At 65.7% G+C, this 26,195-nt stretch carries 25 protein-coding genes; 9 read left to right on the forward strand and 16 right to left on the reverse strand.

Features of this window, described 5'->3' with window-relative positions; all coding sequences use genetic code 11:
- Nucleotide 1: 1 nt before the first annotated feature.
- Genes JFY56_RS21590 through ubiE form a run of 6 tightly spaced genes read right to left on the reverse strand, consistent with a single transcriptional unit; the run spans nucleotide 2 to nucleotide 4,123 of the window.
- Nucleotides 2-244 (reverse strand): twin-arginine translocase TatA/TatE family subunit, encoded by a 243-nt coding sequence (locus JFY56_RS21590; protein WP_208316212.1) that lies wholly within the window; start codon nucleotides 242-244, stop codon nucleotides 2-4.
- Nucleotides 245-267: 23 nt separating this feature from the next.
- The gene (locus JFY56_RS21595; protein ID WP_208316213.1) at nucleotides 268-606 is read right to left on the reverse strand and encodes a phosphoribosyl-ATP diphosphatase; all 339 of its coding nucleotides are present in this window, start codon (nucleotides 604-606) and stop codon (nucleotides 268-270) included.
- Nucleotides 596-1,051: a phosphoribosyl-AMP cyclohydrolase gene (gene hisI, locus JFY56_RS21600; RefSeq protein WP_328824950.1), complete on the reverse strand. Its 456-nt coding sequence runs from the start codon at nucleotides 1,049-1,051 to the stop codon at nucleotides 596-598. Before hisI ends, JFY56_RS21595 begins: the two co-directional genes overlap by 11 nt.
- A gap of 50 nt (nucleotides 1,052-1,101) precedes the next feature.
- Nucleotides 1,102-2,706 carry a ubiquinone biosynthesis regulatory protein kinase UbiB gene (gene ubiB / locus JFY56_RS21605; RefSeq protein ID WP_208316215.1) on the reverse strand — a complete coding sequence of 535 codons (1,605 nt, stop codon included), beginning with the start codon at nucleotides 2,704-2,706 and terminating at the stop codon, nucleotides 1,102-1,104.
- A complete protein-coding gene (locus JFY56_RS21610) occupies nucleotides 2,703-3,341 on the reverse strand; it encodes a ubiquinone biosynthesis accessory factor UbiJ (RefSeq protein WP_208316216.1) in 639 nt (212 codons plus the stop codon). The genes ubiB and JFY56_RS21610 overlap by 4 nt, the downstream gene beginning before the upstream one ends.
- Nucleotides 3,341-4,123 carry a bifunctional demethylmenaquinone methyltransferase/2-methoxy-6-polyprenyl-1,4-benzoquinol methylase UbiE gene (gene ubiE, locus JFY56_RS21615; protein WP_208316217.1) on the reverse strand — a complete coding sequence of 261 codons (783 nt, stop codon included), beginning with the start codon at nucleotides 4,121-4,123 and terminating at the stop codon, nucleotides 3,341-3,343. The genes JFY56_RS21610 and ubiE overlap by 1 nt, the downstream gene beginning before the upstream one ends.
- Nucleotides 4,124-4,276: 153 nt before the next feature.
- On the opposite strand from ubiE, the gene JFY56_RS21620 reads away from it, so the two are divergent.
- The 3 genes from JFY56_RS21620 to JFY56_RS21630 all read left to right on the forward strand — a co-directional run bounded on the left by JFY56_RS21620 (nucleotide 4,277) and on the right by JFY56_RS21630 (nucleotide 5,905).
- Nucleotides 4,277-4,552: a polyhydroxyalkanoic acid system family protein gene (locus JFY56_RS21620; RefSeq protein WP_208316218.1), complete on the forward strand. Its 276-nt coding sequence runs from the start codon at nucleotides 4,277-4,279 to the stop codon at nucleotides 4,550-4,552.
- 181 nt (nucleotides 4,553-4,733) lie between these two features.
- Entirely contained in the window at nucleotides 4,734-5,123 is a 390-nt protein-coding gene (locus JFY56_RS21625; protein WP_208316219.1) for a phasin family protein, read from the forward strand.
- A gap of 14 nt (nucleotides 5,124-5,137) precedes the next feature.
- Complete coding sequence (locus tag JFY56_RS21630; RefSeq protein ID WP_208316220.1) at nucleotides 5,138-5,905, forward strand: phasin family protein; 768 nt, start codon at nucleotides 5,138-5,140, stop codon at nucleotides 5,903-5,905.
- Between the two features lie 54 nt (nucleotides 5,906-5,959).
- On the opposite strand, the gene JFY56_RS21635 is transcribed toward JFY56_RS21630, so the two are convergent.
- The 10 genes from JFY56_RS21635 to JFY56_RS21680 all read right to left on the reverse strand — a co-directional run bounded on the left by JFY56_RS21635 (nucleotide 5,960) and on the right by JFY56_RS21680 (nucleotide 19,531).
- On the reverse strand, nucleotides 5,960-6,574 hold the full coding sequence (locus JFY56_RS21635; RefSeq protein ID WP_208316221.1) for a TetR/AcrR family transcriptional regulator: 615 nt from the start codon (nucleotides 6,572-6,574) through the stop codon (nucleotides 5,960-5,962).
- Nucleotides 6,575-6,732: 158 nt separating this feature from the next.
- Nucleotides 6,733-8,415 carry a class II poly(R)-hydroxyalkanoic acid synthase gene (gene phaC / locus JFY56_RS21640; protein WP_208316222.1) on the reverse strand — a complete coding sequence of 561 codons (1,683 nt, stop codon included), beginning with the start codon at nucleotides 8,413-8,415 and terminating at the stop codon, nucleotides 6,733-6,735.
- A 220-nt stretch (nucleotides 8,416-8,635) separates the two neighbouring features.
- Nucleotides 8,636-9,634, reverse strand: coding sequence for a poly(3-hydroxyalkanoate) depolymerase (phaZ, locus tag JFY56_RS21645; RefSeq protein WP_408004451.1), 999 nt, complete (start codon nucleotides 9,632-9,634; stop codon nucleotides 8,636-8,638).
- Nucleotides 9,635-9,642: 8 nt separating this feature from the next.
- Nucleotides 9,643-11,322, reverse strand: a complete 1,680-nt coding sequence (gene phaC, locus JFY56_RS21650) for a class II poly(R)-hydroxyalkanoic acid synthase (RefSeq protein WP_208316223.1) — start codon at nucleotides 11,320-11,322, stop codon at nucleotides 9,643-9,645.
- Between the two features lie 373 nt (nucleotides 11,323-11,695).
- The gene (locus JFY56_RS21655; RefSeq protein WP_208316224.1) at nucleotides 11,696-12,070 is read right to left on the reverse strand and encodes a gamma-butyrobetaine hydroxylase-like domain-containing protein; all 375 of its coding nucleotides are present in this window, start codon (nucleotides 12,068-12,070) and stop codon (nucleotides 11,696-11,698) included.
- A gap of 114 nt (nucleotides 12,071-12,184) precedes the next feature.
- Nucleotides 12,185-13,525 carry an ATP-dependent protease ATPase subunit HslU gene (gene hslU, locus JFY56_RS21660; RefSeq protein WP_208316225.1) on the reverse strand — a complete coding sequence of 447 codons (1,341 nt, stop codon included), beginning with the start codon at nucleotides 13,523-13,525 and terminating at the stop codon, nucleotides 12,185-12,187.
- A 166-nt stretch (nucleotides 13,526-13,691) separates the two neighbouring features.
- Complete coding sequence (gene hslV / locus JFY56_RS21665; protein WP_208316226.1) at nucleotides 13,692-14,222, reverse strand: ATP-dependent protease subunit HslV; 531 nt, start codon at nucleotides 14,220-14,222, stop codon at nucleotides 13,692-13,694.
- Nucleotides 14,223-14,483: 261 nt separating this feature from the next.
- A complete protein-coding gene (locus tag JFY56_RS21670; protein WP_208316227.1) occupies nucleotides 14,484-15,266 on the reverse strand; it encodes an SPOR domain-containing protein in 783 nt (260 codons plus the stop codon).
- 6 nt (nucleotides 15,267-15,272) lie between these two features.
- Nucleotides 15,273-17,012 (reverse strand): arginine--tRNA ligase, encoded by a 1,740-nt coding sequence (argS, locus tag JFY56_RS21675; protein WP_208316228.1) that lies wholly within the window; start codon nucleotides 17,010-17,012, stop codon nucleotides 15,273-15,275.
- A 299-nt stretch (nucleotides 17,013-17,311) separates the two neighbouring features.
- A complete protein-coding gene (locus JFY56_RS21680) occupies nucleotides 17,312-19,531 on the reverse strand; it encodes a primosomal protein N' (RefSeq protein ID WP_208316229.1) in 2,220 nt (739 codons plus the stop codon).
- Nucleotides 19,532-19,744: 213 nt separating this feature from the next.
- On the opposite strand from JFY56_RS21680, the gene rpmE reads away from it, so the two are divergent.
- The 6 genes from rpmE to JFY56_RS21710 all read left to right on the forward strand — a co-directional run bounded on the left by rpmE (nucleotide 19,745) and on the right by JFY56_RS21710 (nucleotide 26,108).
- Nucleotides 19,745-19,957, forward strand: a complete 213-nt coding sequence (gene rpmE / locus JFY56_RS21685) for a 50S ribosomal protein L31 (protein WP_208316230.1) — start codon at nucleotides 19,745-19,747, stop codon at nucleotides 19,955-19,957.
- A gap of 23 nt (nucleotides 19,958-19,980) precedes the next feature.
- Nucleotides 19,981-20,784 (forward strand): thermonuclease family protein, encoded by an 804-nt coding sequence (locus tag JFY56_RS21690; RefSeq protein WP_208316231.1) that lies wholly within the window; start codon nucleotides 19,981-19,983, stop codon nucleotides 20,782-20,784.
- Between the two features lie 8 nt (nucleotides 20,785-20,792).
- A complete protein-coding gene (locus JFY56_RS21695) occupies nucleotides 20,793-22,229 on the forward strand; it encodes a M48 family metalloprotease (RefSeq protein WP_208316232.1) in 1,437 nt (478 codons plus the stop codon).
- Nucleotides 22,230-22,331: 102 nt separating this feature from the next.
- A complete protein-coding gene (locus JFY56_RS21700; RefSeq protein ID WP_208316233.1) occupies nucleotides 22,332-23,600 on the forward strand; it encodes a malic enzyme-like NAD(P)-binding protein in 1,269 nt (422 codons plus the stop codon).
- A gap of 370 nt (nucleotides 23,601-23,970) precedes the next feature.
- Nucleotides 23,971-25,341: an NfeD family protein gene (locus tag JFY56_RS21705; protein WP_208316234.1), complete on the forward strand. Its 1,371-nt coding sequence runs from the start codon at nucleotides 23,971-23,973 to the stop codon at nucleotides 25,339-25,341.
- Entirely contained in the window at nucleotides 25,341-26,108 is a 768-nt protein-coding gene (locus JFY56_RS21710; RefSeq protein WP_236032992.1) for a slipin family protein, read from the forward strand. Before JFY56_RS21705 ends, JFY56_RS21710 begins: the two co-directional genes overlap by 1 nt.
- Nucleotides 26,109-26,195 lie beyond the last annotated feature (87 nt).

The raw sequence follows: 26,195 nt of genomic DNA on the forward strand, positions 1-26,195 counted from the left end.
CTTAGTCCTTGCGAGCCGGTTCTTCGACCTTGCGCGCCTGGCCTTCGATGGTGTTCGACTGGTTCAGCGACGGATTCGCGGGATTCTGTTCGGACTTCTGGTCTTCCTCGGTGTTCATCGCCTTGCGGAAGCCCTTGATGGCTTCGCCGACGTCCGAGCCCAGGTTCTTCAGGCGCTTGGTGCCGAATACCAGGACCACCACGATCAGGATGACCAGCCAGTGTTTCCAGTCAAAAATGCCCATCTTTCTCTCCTCGGAATACGTGTTCAGGCCGACGGTTGGCGGGCCGCTTTTTCATCGTGGCCGGACAGGCCGAAGCGGCGGTCCAGTTCGTCCAGTACCGCCTGCGGATGCTGGCCAAGGGCGGCGAGCATCACCAGCGAGTGGAACCAGAGGTCGGCGGTTTCGTAGATCAGGTCCGTGCAGTCGCCGCTGCTTGCGGCGTCCTTCGCGGCGAGGATGGTTTCCACCGATTCTTCGCCGACTTTCTCCAGGATCTTGTTCAGGCCCTTGTGGTACAGGCTGGCGACATAGGAACTGTCCGGGGCGGCATTCTTGCGCGCTTCGAGGACTTCCGCCAGACGGGCGAGGGTGTCATTGCTCATGTTCGTGTTCCGCGTGCTGCTGGGCGTGGTGGTAGATCGCGTCGGGGTCCTTCAGCACCGGGTCGACGGTGCGCCAGGCGCCGTTCTCGTAGACGCGGTAGAAGCAGCTCTCGCGGCCGGTGTGGCAGGCGATGCCGCCAAGCTGCTCGACCATCAGGATGACCACGTCGGCATCGCAGTCCAGGCGCAGTTCATGCAGCTTCTGCACATGGCCGGACTCCTCGCCCTTGCGCCAGAGCTTGCCGCGCGAGCGCGACCAGTAGATGGCGCGGCCTTCGGCGGCGGTCAGGGTCAGGGCCTCGCGGTTCATCCAGGCCATCATCAGCACGCGGCCGCTCTGGTGGTCCTGGGCGATGGCGGGTACCAGTCCGTCGGCGTTCCAGTGAATTTCGTCCAGCCAGTCTTTCATTGTCGATTCCGTACTGCGGGCACTTGCGTCGCCCACGGCGACATAAGTCAGTAATTAGTTAGTGTGCCAGCGACGACGGCCACTGGCTATCGGCGCAGGATCAGATATAGACCGCCGGCCAGCATCGCCCATGCCGGCCAGGCCGCCAGCGAGTGCGTGGCGAGCCCGGTCTGCGCCGCGCCGGCGACCAGCACCGCGCCAATCAGCCGCGCCGGCCAGGCGCTGGCCGCGGGCGGCTGGCCGTTGCCGCGCGGTTGCGCGAGCGGCTCGCTGGACAGGCGTTCCAGGGTGTCGCGGGTCATCTGCGCCAGGTGCGGCACCTGCTCGACCTGCTGCTGGAAGTTGCGCAGCAGGTGGCTGGGGCTGACCCGCTCGCGCATCCAGCGTTCGAGGAACGGCTGCGCGGTGGTCCACAGGTCCAGTTCCGGATAGAGCTGGCGGCCGAGGCCCTCGATGTTCAGCAGGGTCTTCTGCAGCAGCACCAGTTGCGGCTGCACTTCCATGTTGAAGCGGCGGGCGGTCTGGAACAGGCGCAGCAGTACCTGGCCGAAGGAAATGTCCTTCAGCGGCTTCTCGAAGATCGGTTCGCAGACGGTGCGGATCGCTGCTTCGAAGTCGTTGACGCGGGTTTCCGCCGGCACCCAGCCGGAGTCGATGTGCAACTGCGCGACCTTGCGGTAGTCGCGCTTGAAGAAGGCGATCAGGTTGCGCGCCAGGTAGTTCTGGTCCTCGTCGGTGAGGCTGCCGACGATGCCGCAGTCCACCGCGATGTACTGTGGGCTCCACGGCGTGCGCGTGCTGACGAAGATGTTGCCGGGGTGCATGTCGGCGTGGAAGAAGCTGTCGCGGAACACCTGGGTGAAGAAGATTTCCACGCCGCGTTCGGCAAGCGCCTTGAAGTCGGTGCGCTGGTCGCGCAGCACGTCGAGGTCGGTGACCGGGATGCCGTAGATGCGCTCCATCACCAGTACTTTCGGCCGGCACAGGTCCCAGTACACCTGAGGCACGTAGAGCAGCGGCGAGCCGTCGAAGTTGCGCCGCAGCTGGCTGGAGTTGGCCGCCTCGCGGAGCAGGTCGAGCTCGTCGTAGATGACCTTCTCGTAGTCGCTGACCACTTCCACCGGATGCAGGCGGCGGGCGTCGCTGGAGATGCGTTCGGCGAGGCGGGCGATGATGAACAGCCAGGCGATGTCGGCGCGGATCACCGGCTTGAGGTTCGGGCGGATCACCTTGACCACCACTTCCTCGCCGGTCTTCAACTGTGCGGCGTGGACCTGGGCGACCGAGGCGGAGGCCAGCGGTTCGCGCTCGAAGCGGGCGAAGATCTGCTCGACCTTGGCGCCGAGCTGTTCCTCGATGCGCGCCACGGCGAGTTCCGGCGGGAACGGCGGGACGTTGTCCTGCAGGTGTGCCAGTTCGTCGGCGATGTCGTCCGGCAGCAGGTCGCGGCGGGTGGAGAGGATCTGGCCGAACTTGATGAAGATCGGTCCGAGGTCTTCCAGGGCCAGGCGCAGGCGTTCGCCGCGGCTGAGCTGCAGCTTCTTGCGCGGCAGCCAGCGCCATGGCAGCAGGCCGCCGAGCAGGCGCAGCCACCAGGGCAGCACCGGCAGTTCGAGTACCAGGTCGTCGAGTCGGTAGCGGATCGCAACGTGCTGGATGCGTAGCAGGCGGCGGAAAGCGAGGAGCTTCATGCTTCGGGCTTGGTCTTCTGGGCAAGGCGCGCAATGCGCGCGTCGAGTCGGTCGAGGGCGATCTTCATCTGATCGAGTTCGGCGAAGCGCGCTTCCGCTTCGTGCTGGCCGACCAGTGCGCGGCTTTCCTCGGCGAGGTAGTCGGCCAGGCTCAGACGCAGGCTTTCCAGGCTGTCGCCGGTCCAGCGCGCGGTGCCGCGCAGGCGCGTGCCGAGCAGATGGGCGGGCAGCGGGCCGAGCCAGCGCGAGACTTCGTATTCCCAGTCCAGCTCCAGCGTCTGCAGGATGTCGGCCAGTTCCAGCAGCACGCCGCTGTCGCCGTCCATTTCCACTTCCGGGCTGTGCAGCACGCCGGTCTTGTCCTGCGCCACGGCCAGTTGCAGCAGGCGGTTGGCGGGGGCGCGCAGGGTGCAGTCGACCTCGGCCTCATGCTGTGCGGCGAGATGCAGGCCGTCGCCGGCCGGAAGGATGAACAGGCGCAGGACAGGTCCCTGGCAATCCACTTCCAGCACCTTGCCGGCGAGCCGCGCCAGGCGCTGCAGGGCCACGCCGTCGAGACGCAGCACGCGGTTGACGCCGCTTTCGGCGGCTGCCAGCAGGGCCTGCGTTACCAGGGACTGGCCGGGCAGCGTCATCAGGGTTTGATGCCGCGGTGCAGGGCGACGATGCCGCCGGTCATGTTGTGGTAGGTGACGCGGTCGAAGCCGGCCTCGACCATCATCGCCTTCAGCGTTTCCTGGTCCGGGTGCATGCGGATCGACTCGGCCAGGTAGCGGTAGCTCTCGGCGTCGTTGGTGATCAGCTTGCCCATCAGCGGCAGCAGGTTGAAGGAGTAGGCGTCGTAGGCCTTGGACAGCAGGTTGCTGGTCGGCTTGGAGAACTCCAGCACCAGCAGGCGGCCGCCCGGCTTGAGCACGCGCAGCATGGAGCGGATCGCCGCGTCCTTGTGGGTGACGTTGCGCAGGCCGAAGGCGATGGTCACGCAGTCGAAGTGGTTGTCCGGGAACGGCAGCTGCTCGGCGTCGGCCTGGACGAAGCTGACATTGCCGGAGACGCCGCTGTCGAGCAGCTTGTCGCGGCCGACCTGGAGCATCGAGGCGTTGATGTCGGCCAGCACCACTTCGCCGGTCGGGCCGACCAGGCGGGAGAACTGGCGGGTCAGGTCGCCGGTGCCGCCGGCGATGTCGAGCACGCGGTTGCCGCTGCGCACGCCGGACAGTTCGATGGTGAAGCGCTTCCACAGGCGATGGATGCCGCCGGACATCAGGTCGTTCATCAGGTCGTACTTGGCGGCCACGGAGTGGAACACCTCGGCGACTTTCTGCGCCTTCTGGCTCTCCGGTACCGTCTGGTAACCGAAATGCGTGGTCTGTTCGGCGGGGCCTTGGCCCTCGCGGGAATTGCGCGACTCGCTCATGGCGTGTGTACCCTGGACGTAAGTGGCGGCCATTCTAACAGGATGCGCGGAAAGTGCCGCGTCGCTCGCAGCCGGCCGGCGTGCGGTGTTTTGTCATGACGGGTTATAGTCGTCACATTTGCCTTCAGCGACAGACTGCCCGGAGTAGCCCTGATGTCTCATATCCGTATCGAACGTACCCATTCGCTCGGCCTGGAAGCCGCTCGCGAGAAGGCGGAGAAGCTTGGCGAGCGCTTCGCCAGGGAGTATGGGCTGAGCCATGGCTGGCGCGGCAATACCCTGGTGTTCCAGCGCACCGGCGTGGACGGCCGCATCGATGTGAGCGAGGACCGTGTGGTGGTGGACATCAGGCTCGGCCTGCTGCTCTCGGCCATGGGCGGGGTGCTCAAGAGCGAGATCGAACGCGGCCTGGACAAGGCGCTGGTGTGACCGCGAAAGCGGCTGCCGGCCGCAGCCGCAGGCCTGGAATGGCACGCCAGAGGGCATCCGGCTCGGCGCCTTGATTCTCCCGTTCGTATCGTTGGTATGCGTTTTCTAATTTTCCTCGGTACCGTGCATCTCAAGTCCGCGATTGGCGGGCGCATACCCTAGCCCACTTGTGAGGTGCACCATGGCCAAAGCCATCAGCAAGAAGAAAGTCGAAGAGCAAGCTGCTTCCCTGGTTTCCGACGTCAAGCACTACACCCGTCAGGTATGGCTCGCCAGCCTCGGCGCCTACGCCAAAGCCGGTCAGGAAAGCGTCGAGTACTTCAAGGAGCTGGTGAAAGCCGGTGAAGGCGTCGAAGAGAAAGGCCGCAAGCTGGTCACCGACCGCGTCGAGTCGGCCAACGAGCGCGTGAAGAGCAAGCTGTCCCTGGTCAAGGACAAGCTGAACTTCGACGATCGCGTTTCCGCTTCCCTGAACCGCATCGGCATCCCGTCGCGCAACGATGTGAACGCACTCTCTGCTAAGCTGGATGAGTTGGGTGCAGCGCTCGAGAGCGCCGCCCGCCCTCGTTAATTTAGGAGAGCAGGATGGCTGGCAAGAAAACTACCGACAAAGAACCCAACTGGGTCGGCGAGATCGAGAAGTACTCGCGGCAGATCTGGTTGGCCGGCTTGGGCGCCTACTCGAAGATGAGCAAGGACGGCAACAAGCTGTTCGAGACCCTCGTCAAGGATGGCGAGAAGGCCGAGAAGCAAGCCAAGAGCGAGGTCGAGAAATCGGTCGGCTCGGTAAAGGCTAGCGCCAAGTCCAAGGTCGACGCAGTCAAGGGCAAGGCTCTGGGCAAATGGGGTGAGCTGGAAGAGGCTTTCGACAAGCGTCTGAACAGCGCCATCTCCCGTTTGGGTGTCCCGAGCCGCAATGAGGTGAAGGATCTGCATGGCAAGATTGAAGTCCTGACCAAGCAGATCGAGGCCCTCACCGGCGTCAGCATCAAGAGCGCCAAGCCCGCTGCGAAAGCTTCTGCCGCCAAGCCTGCAACTGCGAAGGCCACTGCAGCCAAGCCTGCGGCCAAGGCAGCAGCCACGCCGGCCGCCAAACCGGCAGCCAAGGCAGCGGCTAAACCCGCGGCCAAGGCGGCTGCCAAGCCTGCCGCGGCGAAACCTGCAGCAGCCAAGCCGGCCGCCAAGCCGGCTGCGGCGAAGAAGCCGGCAGCAAAGAAGCCAGTTGAGGCGAAACCGGCGGCAGTGAGCGCCCCGGCTGCGGAGGCCGCTCCGGCTCCGGTGGTCGCGGAAGCTCCGGTAGTTGCACCGGTGGTTGCCCCGGCGGCTACTCCGGATACTCCGAAAGAAGTCTGACGGCTTCCTCGCGGTACCCAACGCCCGGCTAGATGCCGGGCGTTTTCATTGGCGTCAGTCGGCCAGGTAGCTTTGCGCGATCCGCTCGGCCCCTTCGCGGGCCTCGTCGTGCAGGTGGGGCGCGACCAGCATCATCACCTGGTAGACCACCAGTTTCACTTCCCCTTCATGGCCGAGGATGCGCTGGTAGTCCAGGGAGAACAGCAGGGTCAGGGTGATCTGGTCGACCAGTTGGCCAAGGGATTCGATACCGCTGTTGACCTGGCCTTCGCTCTTGAGCTGGGCGAGCAGGGTGGCGAGCGTGCGCTTGAGGGTGTTGAGCCAGGTGCGCATGCCGCGCGCCAGCTTGGGCAGGCGTCCGGCGAGGTTGGACAGGTCCTGGAAGAGGAAGCGGTAGTGCGCCAGGCGTTCGACGATCAGGTGCAGGAACAGCCAGTAGTCCTCGGTCTCCAGGCTGGCTTCGGTGGGCGGGTCGAGCAGCGGCGCCAGTTCTTCCTGGAAGCGCTCGAACAGCGCCAGCACCAGCGGCTCCTTGCCATGGAAGTGGTAGTACAGGTTCCCGGGGCTGATGCCCAGCTCCGTGGCGATTTCCAGGGTGGAGACGTTGGGTTCGCCCTGCTCGTTGAACAGCTGCAGGGCGCACTGGAGGATGCGGTCGCGGGTTTTCATCCGTGTTCTTGTTCCAGGTTTGCTGCAGCGACGATAGCCGCAGCTTACGTGTGACGCCATCCCCCCAAAGTGGGTTTCGACTGGTTGGCGCGTAGGGCGGGTGCAACCCGCCAACCGGTTGCAGGGCCATTGGCGGGTTGCACCCGCCCTACCGTCATTCAGCGGATATGCACGTAGGTGCCGGGTGCGGCCTCCATCGGCGGGTATTCTGCGTTGCCCAGCTCCAGGCTCACCGTGCGCCGCTCGCCGGAGCGTTCCTGCAGCCACTCCAGCCACATCGGCCACCAGCTGCCGTCGTGGCGCTGGGCGTCGTAGTACCAGGCGCGCGGGTCGGAACTCAGCTTGCCGTTCTCGAAGAAGCACGCTTTGGGGTTGCCCGGCGGGTTGAGGATGGCCTGGATATGCCCGCTGTTGGACAGCACGAAGCGCTTGTCGCCGCCCATCAGCAGGGCGGAGCGGTACACCGAGTCCCACGGGGTGATGTGGTCGGTGATGCCGGCGACGTGGAAGCTGTCCACCGCGACCTTCTGCAGGTCGATCGGCGTGCCGTTGACCTCCATGGCGCCCGGCCGGTTCAGCGGGTTGTGCTTGAAGAAGTCGAGGAAGTCGCCGTGCAGGGCGGCCGGCAGGCGGGTGTTGTCGTTGTTCCAGTAGAGGATGTCGAACGCCGGCGGCTGCTTGCCGAGCAGATAGTTGTTGACCCAGTAGTTCCACACCAGGTCGTTGGGGCGCATCCAGGCGAACACCCGCGCCATGTCGCGGCCGTCCAGCACGCCCTGCTGGTAGGAGCGGCGCTTGCTGGTTTCCAGCGTCTGCTCGTCGGCGAACAGCGCGGCCGGGCTTTCCACCTGGCTGTCGAGCAGGCTGACCAGGTAGGTGGCGCTGGCGATCTTGCGCAGTTGCCGGCGCGCCTGCAGATGGCCCTGCAGCGCCGCCATGGTCAGGCCGCCGGAGCAGGCGCCCATCAGGTTGACGCTGCGGCTGCCGCTGATCGAGCGGCACGCCTCGATGGCTTCGTCGACGGCCTTCACGTAGGTGGACAGGCCCCATTCGCGATGCCGCGCATCCGGGTTGCGCCAACTGATCATGAACAGCTGGATGTTGTTCTTCAGCGCGTACTGCACGAAGCTTTTTTCCGGCGACAGATCGAAGATGTAGAACTTGTTGATCTGCGGCGGCACCACCAGCAGCGGCTTGGCGTGCAGGTATTCGCCCAGCGGCTTGTACTGGATCAGCTCCAGCACCTCGTTGCGGAATACCACCGCGCCCGGCGTGGTGGCGATGTTCCTGCCCACCTCGAAGGCCGTCTTGTCCACCTGGCTGGGCATGCCGCCGTTGTGCCGCAGGTCGTCGAGCAGATGGCGCGCGCCCTTGACCAGGCTCATGCCGCCGGTATTGAACAGCTCCTTCACCGCCAGCGGGTTGGCCAGGCTGTTCGACGGCGACATCGCATCGGTGAGCAGCGACAGCAGGAAGCGCGAGCGGGTGCGGTCGTCCTGGTCCAGGTTGCTTTCGTCGATCCAGGCCTGCAACTGCTTCTGCCAGGCCAGGTAGCCCTGCAGGGTGCGCCGGTAGACCGGGTTGAGCCGCCAGGACGGGTCCTGGAAGCGCGCGTCCTGCGGATTGGGCTGCAGCTCCGAGTCGCCGAGCAGCACCTTGCCCATCTGCTTGCCGAGGGCCGCCAGGTGACGCGCGCTGTGCAGCGGCTGGCGCACGCCCTGCAGTGCGAGCAGGCGCATGGTGGACAGCAGGTCCTTGCCGCGCAGGCCGACGATGGCGTTCTGCGCATTCATGAAGTCGGCCTGGGCGTGGACGCTATCGGACTGGGGCTTTTCTCGCATCTGCAGCTCTCCGTGAAGGGACCGTCGTTATCCGGGTCCAGCAAGGCCTGTACCAGAACTCGCGACGGCGCCTTGCAGAGCGCTGCCAACGCGGCTGCCAGTCCGGTGCTTGCCCTGTTCGTGAACGATCGAGGATGCCTTCGCACCATTACGATGCGATGACATCCGGAACCGTCCAGAGTAGTGCAGTGTTGCGCGGGCGACAGCGAATCAGCAGTTGCTAGCTCACCCGGGGCACGAACGGACGCGGATGCATCACCGCGCGCTGCCGTTCTTCGGTGAGGAATTTCATGATGATCGGCGCCACCGTTTCGGCGCGGGTGATGAGGAACAGGTGGCCGTCATCGATCACGTGCAGCTCGGCATTGGGGATGCGCCAGGCGATCATGCGCATGTTGATCAGCGGGATGATCGGGTCGTCGTCGCCGGCCAGCACCAGGGTCGGCTGGCGGATCTTGTGCAGCCAGTGGAAGCTGGTCCAGCCGAGGCCGGCGAACAGCTGCCAGTAGTAGCCGAGCTTGCCGCCCGAGCGCACCTTGCTGGCGAACGTCAGGGCCAGCTTGGGGTCGCGGCGGAAGCCGCCGCCGTAGATGTCCGGTGCGATGCGTGCGCCGTACGACGGCTGGATGTAGCGCCGCGGGCTGGCCATGCGTATCAGCACCTTCGGCCGGCCGGGAACCATCACGGCGCCGGCGGCGGTGGCGGCGAGGATCAGCTTCTTGCAGCGTTCCGGGTAGTCGTGGGCGAACTGCTGGGCCAGCGCGCCGCCCCAGGACACGCCGATCGCCGTGACCTGGCCGTAGTCCAGGTAATCCAGCATGCGCGCCACCAGCTTGGCCAGGCCGGGGAAGCGGTAGGGCGAACTGGGGGTCGACGAGCCGCCGACCCCGGGCACGTCGAAGGCGATCACTTCGAGTTCCGGGTCCAGCGCGGCGACGAAGGGAAACACCAGCTCCAGGTTGGCGCCGATGCCGTTGAAGATCAGCAGCGGGGTCATGTGCGACTTGCCCGGCCGCACGGCGGTGCGGATGCTCTGCCCGTCGAGTTCGATGGTGCGGAAGGCGAACGGCTGCGGATGAATGCCGGCCTTGACCGCAGCGGGCTCGGCCGGTTCGCTGCGGGGCTTCCTTCTGTTCCGCGGCGCTGCCGGCGCGGCTGCGGCGAATGAATCCGCCGCAGCCTCGGAAATGGCCGTGATCATCGGGTTTTCGTTGGGCATGTCTGTCTTCATCGTTCGTGCACGTAGGTTCCGGGTGATGCCTCGGCTGCCGTATGAGTATGGCTGCCGAGACTGGTCGGTGCCTCTTTGGTGGCGCCGGAGCGCGCGGTCACCCACGCCTGCCAATGCAGCCACCAGGAATCGGCATGTTTACTGGCGTTTTCCTGCCAGGTCTTCGGGTCGGCCGATACTTCCGGGCCGGTCATGAACCGCGCCTTGGGATTGCCCGGCGGGTTGAGGATGCTCTGGATGTGCCCGCTGTTGGACAGGATGAACTCGCACTTGCCGCCGAGCAGGCGGGCCGAGCGGTAGCAGGCTTCCCACGGCGTGATGTGGTCGTTCAGCCCGGCCACGCAATAGAAATCGCAGGTGACCTGCCTGAGGTCGATCGGCGTGCCGCTCACCTCCAGCGCGCCGGGGCGGCTCAGCGGGTTGCTCTTGAACATTTCCACCAGCTCGCCGTGCAGGGCGGCGGGCAGGCGGGTGGTGTCGTTGTTCCAGAACAGGATGTCGAACGCCGGCGGTTCGTTGCCAAGCAGGTAGTTGTTGACCCAGTAGTTCCAGATCAGGTCGTTCGGGCGCATCCAGGCGAACACCTTGGCCATGTCCTTGCCTTCCAGCACGCCGGCCTGGTACGAGCGGCGCTTGGCCGCTTCCAGGGTCTTCTCGTCGGCGAACAGCGCGACCTGGGTGTCCAGCTCGAAGTCGAGCACGCTGACCATCTGGGTGAAGGCGTGCACCTTGTTCTCGCCGAGGGCGGCGTAGTGGCCGAGCAGGGTGACCGTGGTGATCCCGCCGGAGCAGGCGCCGAGCATGTTCAGGTCGGGGCTGCCGGTGATCTCCAGGACCACGTCGACGGCTTCCTTGAGCGCTTCGATATAGGTGGTCAGGCCCCATTCGCGCTGCGACTTGGTCGGGTTGCGCCAACTGATGATGAAGGTCTGCAGGCCGCTCTGCAGGCTGAAGCGCGCCAGGCTCTTCTCCGGCGACAGGTCGAATACGTAGAACTTGTTGATCTGCGGCGGCACCACCAGCAGCGGGCGCTCGTGCACCGTCTCGGTGAACGGCTTGTACTGGATCAGCTCCAGCACGTCGTTGCGGAATACCACCGCGCCTTCGGTGGTCGCCAGGTTCTTGCCGACCTCGAAGGCGTCCATGTTCACCTGGCTGGGCATGCCGCCGTTGTTGACCAGGTCCTTGGCCAGGTGGGTCAGGCCATCGAGCAGGCTCTTGCCGCCGGTCTCGAAGAAGCGCTTGACCGCCGCCGGGTTGCTCAGGGTGTTGGTCGGCGACATCGCCTCGGTCATCAGGCTGATGATGAACTGGCCCCGGCTGATGTCTTCCGCCGGCAGGTCGCTGTCGGCCATCCAGTTCTGCAGTTCCCCGCGCCAGGCCAGGTAGGTCTGCATGTAGCGGCGGTACAGCGGATTGTTGCTCCAGGCCGGGTCGGCGAAGCGGCGATCTTCGTTGCCCGGGCGCAATTTCGAGGTGCCGAGCAGCACGTTCTTCAGTTCGACGCCGAGGCGGGTCGCATGCTTGGCGCTGTGGAACGGCTGCCTGATCGCCTGCAGCAGCACCATACGGGCAGAAGTAAGCAGATCCTTGCCGCGCACACCGATCACCGGATTGAGGTTCAGGGTGCTTTCCGCGGCCTGCTGGGACAGTCCGTTGTTGTTCTTCTGGGTCATAGGCGATGCTCCATGGTCCTGAGACCGATACCGGCGGATTGCATCTCGATGCATGTGGGGCCGGGTATCGCTCGGGTTGACGGATCGCCTGGTGCGTCGCTGTTGCCAGGGCAGCAGCAGTGCGTCGTGGTGCACTGATCTGGTCAGCTGTTCGGCAGCGACTGCACGCAAGCGGATAAGGCATCGAACCCTGTACGACAGTATGGCGCGAAGGATTAGAAAACGCGCCCTAGCGAAGGCCGCGGATCGAATCGCCGTGCCCTGTTTTCGTGCAGGCTCGTGCTGTATTCAGTTTCCGCGTGAAATGTTGCAAATGACGTGCCCTGCATGGATGCATGGCAGAAATGGGAGGGAAGCCCGCCGAACGGCAGCTTCAGAGCATCAGTTTGACCACGGATTCCGCCGGATCGCGGGACTTGCCGGCCTTGTGCAGCTCGGCGAGGTATTCATCCCACAGCTGCTCCTGGCGGGTACACAGCTGGTAGAGGTAGTCCCAGGTGTACAGGCCGCTGTCGTGGCCGTCGTCGAAGGTCAGCTTGAGCGCGTACTGACCGGCCGGTTCGAGGGCGTTCAAGCCGACGTTGAGCTTGCCGTACTGCAGGATCGGATTGCCGTGGCCCTGGACTTCCGCCGAAGGCGAATGCACCCGGAGGAATTCGGCGCTCAGGCTGTAGCGCTCGCCGGGGCCGTATTCCAGCTCCAGGGTTTTCGAGGCTTTGTGCAGCTTGATCGCGGTTGGCAGGCGCATCGCAGGGGTTCCGGGAGTGGGCTTTTTATAGGAGCCAGCTTGCTGGCGATCGAAGCCCCGGGAAGAGCTTCGCCAGCAAGCTGGCTTCTACAGGTTGGTTCGTCGGGCGCTCCTTTACAGGATATACCGCGACAGATCCTCGTCCTGCGCCAGTTCGCCCAGATGCCCGTTCACGTAATCGGCATCGATGCGGATCGGCTGGCCGTCGTGCTTGCTGGCCAGATCGGCGGCGTCGAACGAGACTTCTTCCAGCAGGCGTTCCAGCAGCGTGTGCAGGCGGCGCGCACCGATGTTCTCGGTCTTCTCGTTGACCTGGTAGGCGATCTCGGCCAGGCGCTTGATGGCGTCCGGCGCGAACTCGATATCCAGGCCCTCGGTCTTCAGCAGCGCGGTGTACTGCTCGGTCAGCGAGGCGTGCGGCTCGGTGAGGATGCGCTCGAAGTCGCTTGGCGTCAGCGCCTTCAGCTCGACGCGGATCGGCAGGCGGCCCTGCAGTTCCGGCACCAGGTCGCTCGGCTTGGACAGGTGGAACGCGCCGGAGGCGATGAACAGGATGTGGTCGGTCTTCACCATGCCCAGCTTGGTATTCACCGTGCAGCCTTCGATCAGCGGCAGCAGGTCGCGCTGCACACCCTCGCGGGACACGTCGGCGCCGCCGGCATTGGCGCGCTTGGCGATCTTGTCGATCTCGTCGATGAAGACGATGCCGTTCTGCTCCACCGCCTCCAGGGCGCGGCCCTTGAGGTCCTCTTCATTGACCAGGCGCGCGGCTTCCTCGTCGCGGATCAGCTTCATGGCCTCGGCGACCTTCAACTTGCGGGTCTTGCGCTTGCCTTTGCCCATGTTGGAGAACAGGTTCTGCAACTGGCTGGTCATTTCCTCCATGCCAGGCGGGGCCATGATTTCCACGCCGGCCGGCACGTCGGCGACCTCGATATCGATTTCCTTGTCGTCCAACTGGCCTTCGCGCAGGCGCTTGCGGAACAGCTGGCGGGTGTTGGAGTCCTCGCGCGCCGGCTCGTCGCCGAAGTTGCCAGTGCGTGCCGGCGGCAGCAGGGCATCGAGGATGCGATCTTCGGCGGCGTCTTCGGCGCGGTATTTGACCTTCTGGATTTCCTGCTCGCGCAGCATCTTGATCGCCGCATCGGCGAGATCGCGGACGATGGATTCCACATCGCGGCCGACGTAGCCGACCTCGGTGAACTTGGTCGCTTCCACCTTGATGAACGGTGCATTCGCCAGACGTGCCAGGCGGCGGGCGATCTCGGTCTTGCCGACACCGGTCGGGCCGATCATCAGGATGTTCTTCGGCGTCACCTCGGCGCGCAGCTCGGCGGGGAGCTGCATGCGCCGCCAGCGGTTGCGCAGGGCGATGGCCACGGCGCGCTTGGCGTCGTCCTGGCCGATGATGTGGCGGTTGAGTTCGTGAACGATCTCGCGGGGCGTCATGGACATAGGGTTACTCCGGAGCGACAGGCCAAAAATTCATTCCTGATCTGCTGCGCGTCGGCAGAACTGCGTTGAAAACGGATTCGGAATGCTCATTTGCAAGTGCAAACTCCGCTCCTTCATCCCTTTCCGCCTTGTTCTGCTCTAGCTCGCCAGATCATGAACAGAATTTTTAAACGGCGCTGTCCTGCTCCTCGATGGTGAGATTCTGGTTGGTGAACACGCAGATCGAGCCGGCGATATTCAGTGCTTTCTCGGCGATCTCGCGGGCCGACAGTTCGGTGTTTTCCAGCAGCGCCATGGCCGCGGCCTGGGCGAAGCCGCCGCCGGAGCCCATGGCGATCAGACCGTGCTCGGGTTCGACCACGTCGCCGTTGCCGGTGATGATCAGCGAGGCGTCCTTGTTGGCGACCGCCAGCATGGCTTCCAGGCGGCTCAGCGAGCGGTCGGTGCGCCAGTCCTTCGCCAGCTCGACGGCAGCGCGCACCAGGTGGCCCTGATGTTTTTCCAATTGTTGCTCGAAGCGCTCGAAGAGGGTGAAGGCATCGGCGGTGGCGCCGGCAAAACCGGCCAGCACTTCACCGTGGTACAGGCGGCGGACTTTCTTCGCGTTGCCTTTCATCACGGTGTTGCCCAGGGAAACCTGGCCATCGCCGCCCATGACGACTTTGCCGTGGCGGCGTACGGAAACGATTGTGGTCAAGGGAGTTACTCCACACAGCGGGGCGAATTGCCCGAATGCAGAGTCAGATGGGGATGCGGGTGGCCGGGTTCAAGTCCCTGGGCGACGAGTGAGCATTTTTGATGGGAGTCCGGCTGGCGCGCGTAAAGCTCCCTCACCCTAACCCTCTCCCGAAGGGAGAGGGGACTGACCGGGTTGCCGGTTGGCACGGCATACATTCCCACGCCGAGGCGCCCCCTCTCCCGCTGGGAGAGGGTAGGGGTGAGGGTGGTCCAGGGTTCCTCAGCGATTCTGCCGCTGCTGCACCAGCACGTTGTTGAAACCGTTGGACGACAGCTGCTTCTGCGCCTGGGATACCTTGCTGCGGTCGCCGTACGGGCCAACCATCACCCGATACCAGGTTTCCTCGCGCACGGTACCCGACTCCACCCGCGCGCTCTGTCCGAGCATGCTGATCTGCGCGCGCACGCGCTCGGCGTCGGCCTGCTTGCGGAACGAGCCGGCCTGCAGGAAGTACTGGGTGTTGGCCACCGCCGGCGGTGCTGCCGGCTTCGGCGGGGCGGCAGGTGTCGCCGCCTTGGCCTGAGCCGCTGCGGGCTGCGGCGGAGTGGCCGGCTTGACCACGGCCGGAGGCGGCGGCGTCTGCCCGCTGAGGGCGGCAAGGGCGCGCTGGGTGTCGATCTTCGCCGCTTCCTCGGCCGTCGCCACCACGGTCGGCGGCTGCACCGGCTGTGCCGGAGCCTGCGGCTTCGCCGGCACGGCTTCCGGCGGCACCACGACCTCCGATCCCGGGAGCAGCGTGTAGAAGTCGTACTTCGGCTTCACCGCGACAGGCGCGGGTTGCTGCTGCTGTGCCGGTTTGCCCTGGACGGCGGCGGGCTTCTGCTGTTCCGGCTTTTCCCGGCGCACTTCATTGCGCCCCGGTTCGAGCTTGGTGAGGAACATGATGAAGCCGCCGATGGCCAGTCCGGCGACCAGCCAGACCCAGCCGGGCACCGACGAGTTGCGTGCCGGCGCCTGGTAGCGGCTGGCGCCGCGCTTGGGAGCTGGTTTCTTCTTCGCCATCGATGGTTACATGCGCTCGAGGGTTTCCAGGCCCAGCAGTTCCAGGCCTTGCTTGAGGGTGCGGCCAGCCAGCGCCGCCAGTTTCAGACGGCTTTCCTGCTGCTGCGGGGTTTCCGCGGCGAGGATCGGGCAGTGCTCGTAGAAACTGGAGAACAGCCCGGCCAGTTCGTACAGGTAGGCGCAGAGGATGTGCGGCACGCCTTTCAGCGCGACGTTGTTGAGCACATCGCCGAACTGCGCGAGCTGCGCGGCCAGGGCCTGTTCCTGCGGCTGTTCCAGGGCGATCCTGCCGCCGGCTTCGTCGAAGCTCTTGCCCAGCTTGCGGAAGATGCTGGCGACGCGGGTGTAGGCGTATAGCAGGTAGGGCGCGGTGTTGCCCTCGAAGCTCAGCATCAGTTCGAAGTTGAAGCTGTAGTCGCTGGTGCGGTGCTTCGACAGGTCGGCGTACTTCACCGCGCCGATGCCAACGGCACGGGCGATCTGGCGCAACTCGGCGTCGTCGAGCTCGGGGTTCTTGGCCTTGACCAGTGCGTAGGCGCGCTCTTCGGCTTCCTCCAGCAGGTCGATCAGCTTCACGGTGCCGCCGTCGCGGGTCTTGAACGGGCGGCCGTCGGCGCCGTTCATGGTGCCGAAGCCCATGTGCTCCAGATCCATGCTGGCCGGAACGAAACCGGCGCGGCGGGCGACCTCGAACACCTGCTGGAAGTGCAGGGCCTGGCGCTGATCGACGAAGTACAGCACGCGGTCGGCGTGCAGCTTCTGATGGCGATAACGCATCGCCGCGAGGTCGGTGGTGGCGTAGAGGTAGCCGCCGCCAGCCTTCTGCACGATCACCGGCAGCGGGTTGCCTTCGGCGTTCTTGAACTCGTCGAGGAACACGCACATGGCGCCGTCGCTCTCGACCAGCAGGCCCTTGGCGGTGAGGTCGGCGACCACGCCGGGCAGGTCGTCGTTATAGGCGCTCTCGCCCATCACGTCGGCCATGGTCAGTTTCACGCCGAGGCGGTCGTAGACCTGCTGGCAGTGCGACAGGGAGATGTCGTTGAAGCGCTTCCACAGGCGCATGCATTCGGGGTCGCCGGCCTGCAGCTTGACCACCAGTTCGCGGGCGCGGTCGGCGAATTCCGGGGACTCGTCGAAACGCTTCTTGGCGGCGCGATAGAAGACCTCGAGGTCATGCAGCTCGGCCTGGGCGTCCACCGCCTGCTCTTCCAGATAGGCCAGCAGCATGCCGAACTGGGTGCCCCAGTCGCCAACGTGGTTCTGGCGGATCACGGTATCGCCGAGGAATTCGAGGACGCGCGCGACACCGTCGCCGATGATGGTCGAGCGCAGGTGGCCGACGTGCATTTCCTTGGCCAGGTTCGGCGAGGACAGGTCGACTACCACGCGCTGCTGCGGACCGTTCTTGTGCACGCCGAGGTGCGCATCGGCAAGGGCGGCATCCAGGCTGCTGGCCAGCCAGGCTTCGTCCTGGAAGAAGTTGAGGAAGCCGGGGCCGGCGATTTCCACCTTGGCCACCTGCGGATGCGCGGGCAGCGCCGCCTGCAGCTTGACGGCCAGGTCGCGCGGCTTCATCGCGGCCGGTTTGGCCAGCATCAGGGCGATGTTGCTGGCGTAGTCGCCGTGGGCTCGATCCTTGGTGGTTTCCACCTGGATGTCGGGCGACAGGCCGGACGGCAGGGTGCCGTCTTCGGTCAGGCGGGCAAGTGCTTGCTGGATCAGCTGGCGGATGGTGTCTTTCATCTTTATCTCCGTCATCGCGCGCGAGGGGGGCGGGCGACCGGTTGTCTGGCTCAGAACCGCGCATTATCCGTGGCCGGGCATGGCTTGCCAACCGCGGAGGAATTCTTGTCAGTCTGGCACGTGGGGGCGTGCAGTTCGGCTGATGAAGGTCAATGTAGATAAGGTGGCGGGGTTTGCCCTCACCCTAACCCTCTCCCGGTGGGAGAGGGAGCTGTGTGGTATCGGGCGGAACACCAAGCTCCCCTGCCGCTTCGTATGACTCCCTCTCCCTCTGGGAGAGGGCTGGGGTGAGGGACGTCTCAAAACAGATCGATCGGGTCCACATCCACCGACCAGCGCACCTGCCGCCCGCCGGGCAACTGCTCCAGCACCTGCAACCACGGCGTCAGCAGCCGGTGCAGCGGCGCGCGCGAGCTGGCCATCAGCAGCAACTGCGCGCGATGCCGGCCGGCGCGGCGTTCCATTGGTGCCGGAACCGGGCCGAGCAGCTCCACATCGCTGCCGAAGCTGGCCTGAATGTTCTCCGCTTCGCTGCAGGCGGCATCGAGAAAGGCTTCCGCCTGCCCCGGCTTGTGCGCCTCGGCGCGCAGCAGGGCGAGATGGGCGAATGGCGGCAGCCCGGCGGCGCGGCGTTCGCTGAGGGCCTGGTCGGCGAAGGCGAAGTAGCCCTGTTCGGTGAGCTGCACCAGCAGCGGGTGGTCGGCCAGATGGGTCTGGATCAGCACGCGGCCCGGTTCTTCCGCACGGCCGGCGCGTCCGGCGACCTGGACGATCTGCTGCGCCATGCGCTCGCTGGCGCGGAAGTCGGCAGAGAACAGCCCGCCATCGGCATCGAGGATCGCCACCAGGGTGACGCGCGGGAAGTGGTGGCCCTTGGCGAGCATCTGGGTGCCGACCAGGATGCACGGCTCGCCTTTATTGATGGTGGCGAACAGGTCGCGCATGGCGTGCTTGCGCGAGGTGCTGTCGCGGTCGATGCGCAGCACCGGATGCTGCGGGAAGAGGATGCTCAGGCGCTCCTCGGCGCGTTCGGTGCCGGCGCCGACCGGGCGCAGGTCGACCTTGCCGCAGTCCGGACACTTGCGCGGCGGGCGCTGGCGCTGGTCGCAGTGGTGGCAGCGCAGTTCGCCGGAACCCTGGTGCAGGGTCATGCGCGCATCGCAGCGCGGGCATTTGCAGATCCAGCCGCAGTCGTGACAGAGCAGGGTCGGGGCGAAACCGCGGCGGTTCAGGTAGACCAGCACCTGCTGGCCGGCTGCGAGGGTTTCGCCGATGGCGCGTTGCAGCGGCATGGAGATGCCGGCATCCAGCGGCAGGCTCTTCACGTCCAGGCGCTGGAACTTCGGCTGGTGCGCGCCGCCGGCTCGCTGGTTCAGGCGCAGCAGGCCGTAGCGGCCGCTCTGCGCGTTGTGCAGGCTTTCCAGCGCCGGCGTGGCCGAGCCGAGCAGGATCGGCACGTTTTCCAGTCGCGCGCGCACCATCGCCAGGTCGCGGGCGTGGTAGCGCAGGCCTTCCTGCTGTTTATAGGAAGCGTCGTGTTCCTCGTCGATGATGATCAGCCCGGGATTCTTCAGCGGGGTGAACAGCGCCGAACGGGTGCCGATGACGATATCCGCCTCGCCGTCGCGGGCGGCCAGCCAGGCGTCGAGGCGTTCGCGGTCGGTCAGTGCCGAGTGCAGCAGGGCGATGCGCGCATTGAAGCGCCGCTCGAAGCGCGCCAGGGTCTGCGGACCGAGGTTGATCTCCGGGATCAGCACCAGCGCCTGGCGGCCTGCCTCCAGTGCTTCGCGGATCAGTTGCAGGTAGACCTCGGTCTTGCCGCTGCCGGTGACGCCCGCCAGCAGGTAGCTGTGGAAGCCGCCGAAGCCGGACTTCACCGCCTCGAAGGCGGCGCGCTGCTCGGCGTTGAGCGGCAGCTCGGCCTGCGCCAGCCAGCCGCCGTGGCGTTCGGGCGGGGTCTGGCGGCGTTCTTCGAGGGTTGCCAGGCCCTTTTCCTGCAGCAGGTCGAGGCTGTCCTTGTTGATCTCCAGCTGGGTCAGCAGTTCGTGGGCAACGCCATGGGGATGCTGCATCAGCACCTGCAGCGCCTGGCGCTGGCGCGGCGCGCGGGCCAGGCGCGAGTCGTCCAGCCGCGCACCGGCTGCGGCGTGCCAGAAGCGCAGCAGCCGTGCCTCGGCCGGTTCGCCCTGGCGCAGCAGGTTGGGCAGCGCCCAGGAGAGCGTGTCGCCTAGGCTGTGCTGGTAGTACTGCGCGGTCCAGCGGCACAGCTCCAGCAGGTGCGCCGGCAGCGGCGGTTCCCTGTCGAGCACGGCGAGGGCCGGGCGCAGCTTGTCCTGCGGCACTTCGGAGTGTTCGACCTTGTCCACCAGCACGCCGACGATCTCGCGGCGGCCGAACGGCACGCGCAGGCGCACGCCAGGCTGCAGGCGTTGCGCGTCGATGCCGCGTGGCGGCAGGTAGTCGAACAGGCGGCGCAGCGGTGATGGCAGGGCCAGGCGCAGGATGTTGAGCTGGGGCACGCGGCGGCTTCCGAGGCGGCGGGAGGCGGGGATGTTAGCATGCTGCAAGCGACGGCCGGTCTCGGCGCGACTTGCATGGAAAGACGTCTCTGGTATGATTCACGCCCTTAATTTCGTGCGGTGCCTGGTAAGATCCCGCCTGCGGCCTTAGATTGCCGTGGCTCGGCTTCTGACAGATCAGGTGGCGGCACACCATGACCTGAGGAATACAGCATGAAACCGGAAATTCATCCCGCGTACGAAGAAATCGAAGCTACCTGCAGCTGCGGCAACGTGATCAAGACCCGTTCGACCCTGTGCAAGAGCATCCACCTGGACGTCTGCTCCGAATGCCACCCGTTCTACACCGGCAAGCAGAAAGTCGTTGATACCGGTGGCCGTATCGACCGCTTCAACCAGCGCTTCGCTATGTTCGGCAAGAAGTAAGAGCGATTTCCGGGGAGGCCACTATGGTTTTTCACGGCATTGCGAAAAAGGCGTCCCTCGTGGGCGCCTTTTTTTTGCTCGTGAATTTTGCAAGCGATCTGTCCGCCGCGACCTGCAGCGCGCCGCGCTCGCCAGAAACGGTGCGGGTGGCCAGGGTGGTGGATGGCGACACGCTGAAGCTCGCCGATGGCCGCAGCGTGCGGCTGATCGGCGTCAACGCGCCGGAACTGGCGCACCACGGTCGTCCGGTGGAGCCCTTCGCCGAAGCGGCGCGGCGGCGCCTGCAGCAACTGGTGGCGGCCAATGACGGCGAGGTCGGCCTGGTCCCGGGGCGGCAGGGGAAGGACCGCTACGGCCGTACCCTCGCGCATGCCTTCGATAGCTCGGGCGCCAACATCGAAGCGCAGTTGCTGGGCGAGGGCCTGGGCTATCTGGTGGCGGTCGCGCCGAATACCGAGCTCACCACCTGCCAGCAGGCGGCCGAACGCCAGGCGCGCGCGGCCGGGCTCGGGCTGTGGAAGCGCTCGCCGGTGCAGGCGGTCGAACAACTGCACCAGGGCGGCTTTGCCGTGCTGCGCGGGCGGGTCGCGGAAGTGCAGCGCAATCGCGGCGGCCTGTGGATCGAAATGGATGGTTCGCTGGTCCTGCGCATCGATTCGCGGCAGGTTTCGCGCTTCGACAAGTCGCTGCTCGGTAGCCTCCGCGGGCGTACAGTAGAAGCGCGCGGCTGGGTGATCGATCGAGCCGAACGCGGCGGCGTAAAACCGGGGCAGGCACGCTGGATGCTGCCGCTCACCGATCCGGCGATGCTGGAGGTATTGCCATGATGCAACGGATGCTGACATTCATTTGCCTGCTGGCGCTCGCCGGCACGCTGGGCGGCTGCGCGGTCAACCCGGCCACCGGGCGCACCGACTTCGTGATGATGAGCGAGCAGCAGGAGATCGATCTCGGCCGGAGCTACAGCCAGGAAGTCGCCAAGCAGTACCCGCGCTACCCCGACGAGAAGTTGCAGGCCTACGTGCAGCAGGTCGGCGAGCGGGTTGCCCGCGCCAGCGACCGCAGCAACCTGCAATACTACTTCACGGTGATCGACTCGCCGGACATCAATGCCTTCGCCGTGCCCGGCGGCTACATCTACATCCATCGCGGCCTGCTCGCCTATCTCAACTCCGAGGCGGAACTGGCGGCGGTGCTCGGCCACGAGATCGGCCACGTCACCGCCCGCCACAGTGTGCGCCAGCAGAGCCAGTCCACCGCCTGGAACATCCTCAGTCAGGCCGTCGCCATCGGCACCGGCGTCGGCGCCGCCGGTGACATCACCAATGTGCTCGGCACCTCCGTGGTGCGTGGCTACGGCCGCGACATGGAGCTGGAGGCCGACGGCCTCGGTGCCAAGTACCTGGCCCGCGCCGGCTACGATTCGACGGCGATGATCCAGGTGGTGCGGGTGCTGAAGAACCAGGAAGACTACGCCCAGGAGCAGGCGCGCAAGCGCGGCGAGGCGGTGGAGCCGGTCGGTTATCACGGCCTGTTCGACACCCACCCGGACAACGACAAGCGTTTGCAGCAGGTGGTTGGTCCGGCGCAGGCGCTGGCCAGCAAGCAGCAGGAAGTCGGTCGCGAGCGTTTCCTCCAGCATCTGGAAGGCCTGCCGTTCGGCGACTCGGAGTCCACCGGAATCCTGCGCGGGCGCAACTTCTACCATGGCGAGCTGGACTTCACGCTGAGCTTCCCCGCCGGCTGGGGCGTGCTCAATCAGCCCTCCGCACTGGTTGGCTATACTCCGGACAAGTCGGCCTACATCGGCATGAAGCTGGTGCAGCGGGATGGCCGGCTTACCCCGCTTGAGTACCTGCGCAAGGGTGCGGGCGGTCGCCTGGCTGACGAGGAAAGCTTGCAGCAGGCCGGCCTGGAAGGGGCTACGGCGGTGGTTCCCGGTTCTCCGGCGCGACGTGTTGCAGTCATCTATCAGCAGCAGCGCGCCTACCTGTTCGTCGGTGCGGTCAAAGGTCGCGGCTCGCTGGAAGGGCAGGATGACGCCTTCCTGCAAGTCATCCGCAGTTTCCGGCCGCTCAAGGCTGAAGAACGCAAACTGGCCCAGCCGCAGCGGTTGTCCATCGTGCAGGCGAAAGCGGGGCAGACGCTGGAGCAGCTCGCCAGGACGAATGGCGGATCAGAAATTGTTGCAAATGAGGCGTTAAGATTGTTGAATGATTTGTATCCAATCGGTCAGCCAAAAGCCGGGGATAGCCTGAAAATAGTACGATAAGAGTATTGACACCACCTCGCGGATGGCCTTGGCAGGTGTGCGCTTTCTGCGTATGCTCGGTCGCCCGTCTTCTCCAACAAGTTATAAAGCGGAAGTGCCAAAATGTCTGATCTCAAGACCGCTGCTCTCGAATATCACGCCCAGCCCCGCCCCGGAAAACTCAGCGTCGAGCTGACCAAGCCGACCGTTACCGCCCGCGACCTGTCGCTGGCGTACAGCCCTGGCGTGGCCGAGCCGGTCCGCGAGATCGCCCGTGATCCCGAGCTGGCCTTCCAGTACACCGGCAAGGGCAACCTGGTAGCGGTGATTTCCGACGGCACCGCCATTCTCGGCCTGGGCAACCTCGGCCCGCTGGCCTCCAAGCCGGTCATGGAAGGCAAGGGCGTGCTGTTCAAGCGTTTCGCCGGTGTCGACGTGTTCGATATCGAAGTCGACGCCGAGAGCCCGCAGGCCTTCATCGACACCGTCAAGCGCATCTCCATCACCTTCGGCGGCATCAACCTTGAAGACATCAAGGCGCCGGAGTGCTTCGAGATCGAGCGCGCGCTGATCGAACAGTGCGATATCCCGGTCTTCCACGATGACCAGCACGGCACCGCCATCGTCACCGCCGCCGGCATGCTCAACGCCCTGGAAATCGCCGGCAAGAAGCTGGAAGAGGCGAAGATCGTCTGCCTCGGCGCCGGCGCTGCAGCCATCTCCTGCATGAAGCTGCTGGTCAGCATCGGTGCCAGGGTCGAGAACATCTCCATGGTCGACCGCAAGGGCGTGATCCATGCAGGCCGCGACGACCTGAACCAGTACAAGGCGGTATTCGCCAGCGAAACCGACAAGCGCACCCTGGATGACGCCCTGGAAGGCGCCGACGTGTTCGTCGGCCTGTCCGGCGCCAACCTGCTGAGCGCCGAAGGCCTGGCGCGCATGGCGCCGAATCCGGTGGTGTTCGCCTGCTCGAACCCGGACCCGGAGATCAAGCCGGAACTGGCCCACGCCACCCGCAACGACGTGATCATGGCCACCGGCCGTTCGGACTATCCGAACCAGGTGAACAACGTGCTCGGCTTCCCCTTCATCTTCCGCGGTGCCTTGGACGTACGCGCCACCCGCATCAACGAGGAAATGAAGATCGCCGCCGCCTACGCCCTGCACGACCTGGCCAAGCAGCCGGTGCCGAAGGAAGTCTGCGAGGCCTACAACGTCACCCATCTGGAGTTCGGCCGCGAGTACATCATTCCGAAACCGATGGACCCGCGCCTGATCACCGTGGTTTCCGACGCCGTGGCCAAGGCCGCTCTCGAAACCGGCGTGGCGACCCTGCCGTATCCGAAGCACTATCCGCTGCAGTCGGTGGAAGACGTGTTCAAGGGTTGATCCCGACCTGACTGAGAAACCCCGCTTCGGCGGGGTTTTTCTTTTTGGGGAGTGGCTCACCCGCGTGATGAGGGGGGCGGAGCGCCTGTCGTCGATACCTCGGTGTACGGCTCATGGGTATCGCTTCGCTCAACTCATCCTAGGGGCTGCAATCCCACCGTAGGTTGGCGCTGAGCAACGCGAAGCCCAACATTGCCATCGTTGGGCTTCACTGCGTTCAGCACCAACCTACGCCCGCCCCGCCTGCAACATCCGGCAATGCCGCCCCACGGCCCAGAAGCGGGCTCCGCATGGGGTGAGGCTATGCTTTGGAGAAGGGCGCCGTTCATCCGTGCGCCGTTTCGCCGTCGGCAACCCTGGGGAGGCCGGAATGCTTCCGTTCATTTACCGCTGCTTTCTACTGCTGTCGCTCACGCTGCTTGCGGTGGGAGCGTCGGCGGCCAGCGCGCCGGTGGTGGTGCTCAGCGTCAACGGCGCGATCGGTCCGGCCACCGCCGACTACCTGGTGCGCGGTATCGCCCGTGCCGAAGAGGAGAAGGCCCCGCTGGTGGTGATCCGCATGGACACGCCGGGCGGGCTGGACACCTCCATGCGCGCGATCGTCAAGGCGATCCTCGCCAGTCCGGTGCCGGTGGTCGGCTACGTGGCGCCGGGCGGGGCGCGGGCGGCGAGCGCCGGCACCTACATCCTGTATGCCTGCCATGTCGCGGCGATGGCGCCGGGCACCAACCTCGGCGCAGCCACGCCGGTGCAGATCGGCGGGCCGCCGGATATGCCCGATCCGAACGAAAAGCCGGGCGATAAGAAGGACAAGGCACCCGCCGACAGCAATAGCGACACCCTCAAGCGCAAGCAGGTCAACGATGCCGCGGCCTATATCCGCGGTCTGGCGCAACTGCACGGGCGCAATGCCGAGTGGGCCGAGCGCGCGGTGCGCGAAGCGGTCAGCCTGTCCGCCGAGGATGCGCTGAAACAGAAGGTGATCGACGTCGTCGCCCCCGACCTGCCGCTGCTGCTGCAGATGCTGGACGGCCGCAAGCTCAAGGTGCTCGGCAGCGAGATCAAGCTGAGCAGCGCCGGCGCGCAGATCGTCGAGCATGAGCCGGACTGGCGGGCGCGCCTGCTGGCGGTGATCACCGATCCGAGCGTGGCGCTGATCCTGATGATGATCGGCGTCTACGGGCTGATCTTCGAACTGGCCAACCCCGGCATGGCGGTGCCCGGCGTGCTCGGCGGCATCTGCCTGCTGCTCGGCCTCTACGCCCTGCAACTGCTGCCGGTGAGCTATGCCGGCGTCGGGCTGATCCTGCTCGGGCTGATGTTCATGGTCGGCGAGGCCTTCGTGCCGAGCTTCGGCATCCTCGGCATCGGCGGGGTGGTGTCGTTCGTGATCGGCGCGCTGATCCTGATCGACACCGACGTCCCGGGCTTCGGCATTCCGCTGGCGCTGATCGTCGGCGTGGCGACGGTGAGTGCGCTGTTCATCGGCGGCATCCTCGGCGTGGCGCTGAAGTCGCGACGACGGGCGGTGGTGAGCGGTCCGATGGGGCTGGTCGGCAGCCTTGCGACGATCAACGCGGTGGCCGAGGAGGATATGCGCAGCGGCTGGGTGCAACTGGAAGGCGAACAGTGGCAGGTGGACTCCTCTCTGCCGCTGAGTCCGGGCCAGCGCGTGAAGGTGCTGGCGCGCAAGGGGCTGCGCCTGGAAGTGGCGGCCGTCGATGAAACAGGAGGCAAGTGATGGGATTTCCCTTCGGTCTGATGGTGGCGCTGATCCTGCTGGCGATGCTGGTGGTCAGTTCGCTGCGCATCCTGCGCGAGTACGAGCGCGGCGTGGTGTTCCAGCTCGGTCGTTTCTGGAAGGTCAAGGGACCGGGGCTGGTGCTGGTCATTCCGGTCGTGCAGCAGATGGTGCGGGTCGACCTGCGCACCGTGGTGCTCGACGTGCCGCCGCAGGACGTGATCTCGCGCGACAACGTCTCGGTCAAGGTGAACGCGGTGGTGTACTTCCGCGTGATCGATCCGCAGCGGGCGATCATCCAGGTGGAGAACTTCCTCGCCGCCACCAGCCAGTTGGCGCAGACCACCCTGCGCGCGGTGCTGGGCAAGCATGAGCTGGACGAGATGCTCGCCGAGCGCGAGCGCCTGAACGTGGATATCCAGAAGGTGCTCGACGCGCAGACCGACGCCTGGGGGATCAAGGTGGCCAACGTCGAGATCAAGCACGTCGACCTCAACGAATCGATGGTCCGTGCCATCGCCCGCCAGGCGGAGGCCGAGCGCGAGCGGCGGGCCAAGGTGATCCACGCCGAGGGCGAGCTGCAGGCCTCGGAAAAACTCATGCAGGCCGCGGAAATGCTCGGCCGCCAGCCCGGCGCCATGCAGCTGCGCTACATGCAGACGCTGGGCACCATCGCCGGCGACAAGAGTTCCACCATCGTGTTCCCCCTGCCCATCGACCTGCTCAAGGGAATGAGTGTGAATGTTGGTGAGTCAGGCAAGGGGTGAGCGGCGGCGCTTCGCTCTGCAGGTGAATTTCGCTGCGGGTGGCTCGCCGCCCGCGCCGAGGCCGGATATTGTGTCGGTCTTTCCCGG

The sequence above is a fragment of the Pseudomonas schmalbachii genome, assembly GCF_017589465.1.
GTDB lineage: Bacteria > Pseudomonadota > Gammaproteobacteria > Pseudomonadales > Pseudomonadaceae > Pseudomonas > Pseudomonas schmalbachii.

Bases quoted from the DNA above. Each gene is read 5' to 3' on its own strand.
- ubiB (WP_208316215.1), bottom strand. From the start codon at position 2,706: ATGAAGCTCCTCGCTTTCCGCCGCCTGCTACGCATCCAGCACGTTGCG.
- JFY56_RS21710 (WP_236032992.1), top strand. From the start codon at position 25,341: ATGGGATTTCCCTTCGGTCTGATGGTGGCGCTGATCCTGCTGGCGATG.
- JFY56_RS21610 (WP_208316216.1), bottom strand. From the start codon at position 3,341: ATGACGCTGCCCGGCCAGTCCCTGGTAACGCAGGCCCTGCTGGCAGCC.
- phaC (WP_208316222.1), bottom strand. From the start codon at position 8,415: ATGCGAGAAAAGCCCCAGTCCGATAGCGTCCACGCCCAGGCCGACTTC.
- JFY56_RS21655 (WP_208316224.1), bottom strand. From the start codon at position 12,070: ATGCGCCTGCCAACCGCGATCAAGCTGCACAAAGCCTCGAAAACCCTG.
- phaC (WP_208316223.1), bottom strand. From the start codon at position 11,322: ATGACCCAGAAGAACAACAACGGACTGTCCCAGCAGGCCGCGGAAAGC.
- rpmE (WP_208316230.1), top strand. From the start codon at position 19,745: ATGAAACCGGAAATTCATCCCGCGTACGAAGAAATCGAAGCTACCTGC.
- JFY56_RS21695 (WP_208316232.1), top strand. From the start codon at position 20,793: ATGCTGACATTCATTTGCCTGCTGGCGCTCGCCGGCACGCTGGGCGGC.
- JFY56_RS21630 (WP_208316220.1), top strand. From the start codon at position 5,138: ATGGCTGGCAAGAAAACTACCGACAAAGAACCCAACTGGGTCGGCGAG.
- JFY56_RS21670 (WP_208316227.1), bottom strand. From the start codon at position 15,266: ATGGCGAAGAAGAAACCAGCTCCCAAGCGCGGCGCCAGCCGCTACCAG.
- JFY56_RS21595 (WP_208316213.1), bottom strand. From the start codon at position 606: ATGAGCAATGACACCCTCGCCCGTCTGGCGGAAGTCCTCGAAGCGCGC.
- hslU (WP_208316225.1), bottom strand. From the start codon at position 13,525: ATGTCCATGACGCCCCGCGAGATCGTTCACGAACTCAACCGCCACATC.
- JFY56_RS21620 (WP_208316218.1), top strand. From the start codon at position 4,277: ATGTCTCATATCCGTATCGAACGTACCCATTCGCTCGGCCTGGAAGCC.
- phaZ (WP_408004451.1), bottom strand. From the start codon at position 9,634: ATGCCCAACGAAAACCCGATGATCACGGCCATTTCCGAGGCTGCGGCG.
- argS (WP_208316228.1), bottom strand. From the start codon at position 17,012: ATGAAAGACACCATCCGCCAGCTGATCCAGCAAGCACTTGCCCGCCTG.
- JFY56_RS21700 (WP_208316233.1), top strand. From the start codon at position 22,332: ATGTCTGATCTCAAGACCGCTGCTCTCGAATATCACGCCCAGCCCCGC.
- JFY56_RS21590 (WP_208316212.1), bottom strand. From the start codon at position 244: ATGGGCATTTTTGACTGGAAACACTGGCTGGTCATCCTGATCGTGGTG.
- JFY56_RS21635 (WP_208316221.1), bottom strand. From the start codon at position 6,574: ATGAAAACCCGCGACCGCATCCTCCAGTGCGCCCTGCAGCTGTTCAAC.
- JFY56_RS21705 (WP_208316234.1), top strand. From the start codon at position 23,971: ATGCTTCCGTTCATTTACCGCTGCTTTCTACTGCTGTCGCTCACGCTG.
- JFY56_RS21625 (WP_208316219.1), top strand. From the start codon at position 4,734: ATGGCCAAAGCCATCAGCAAGAAGAAAGTCGAAGAGCAAGCTGCTTCC.
- JFY56_RS21690 (WP_208316231.1), top strand. From the start codon at position 19,981: ATGGTTTTTCACGGCATTGCGAAAAAGGCGTCCCTCGTGGGCGCCTTT.
- ubiE (WP_208316217.1), bottom strand. From the start codon at position 4,123: ATGAGCGAGTCGCGCAATTCCCGCGAGGGCCAAGGCCCCGCCGAACAG.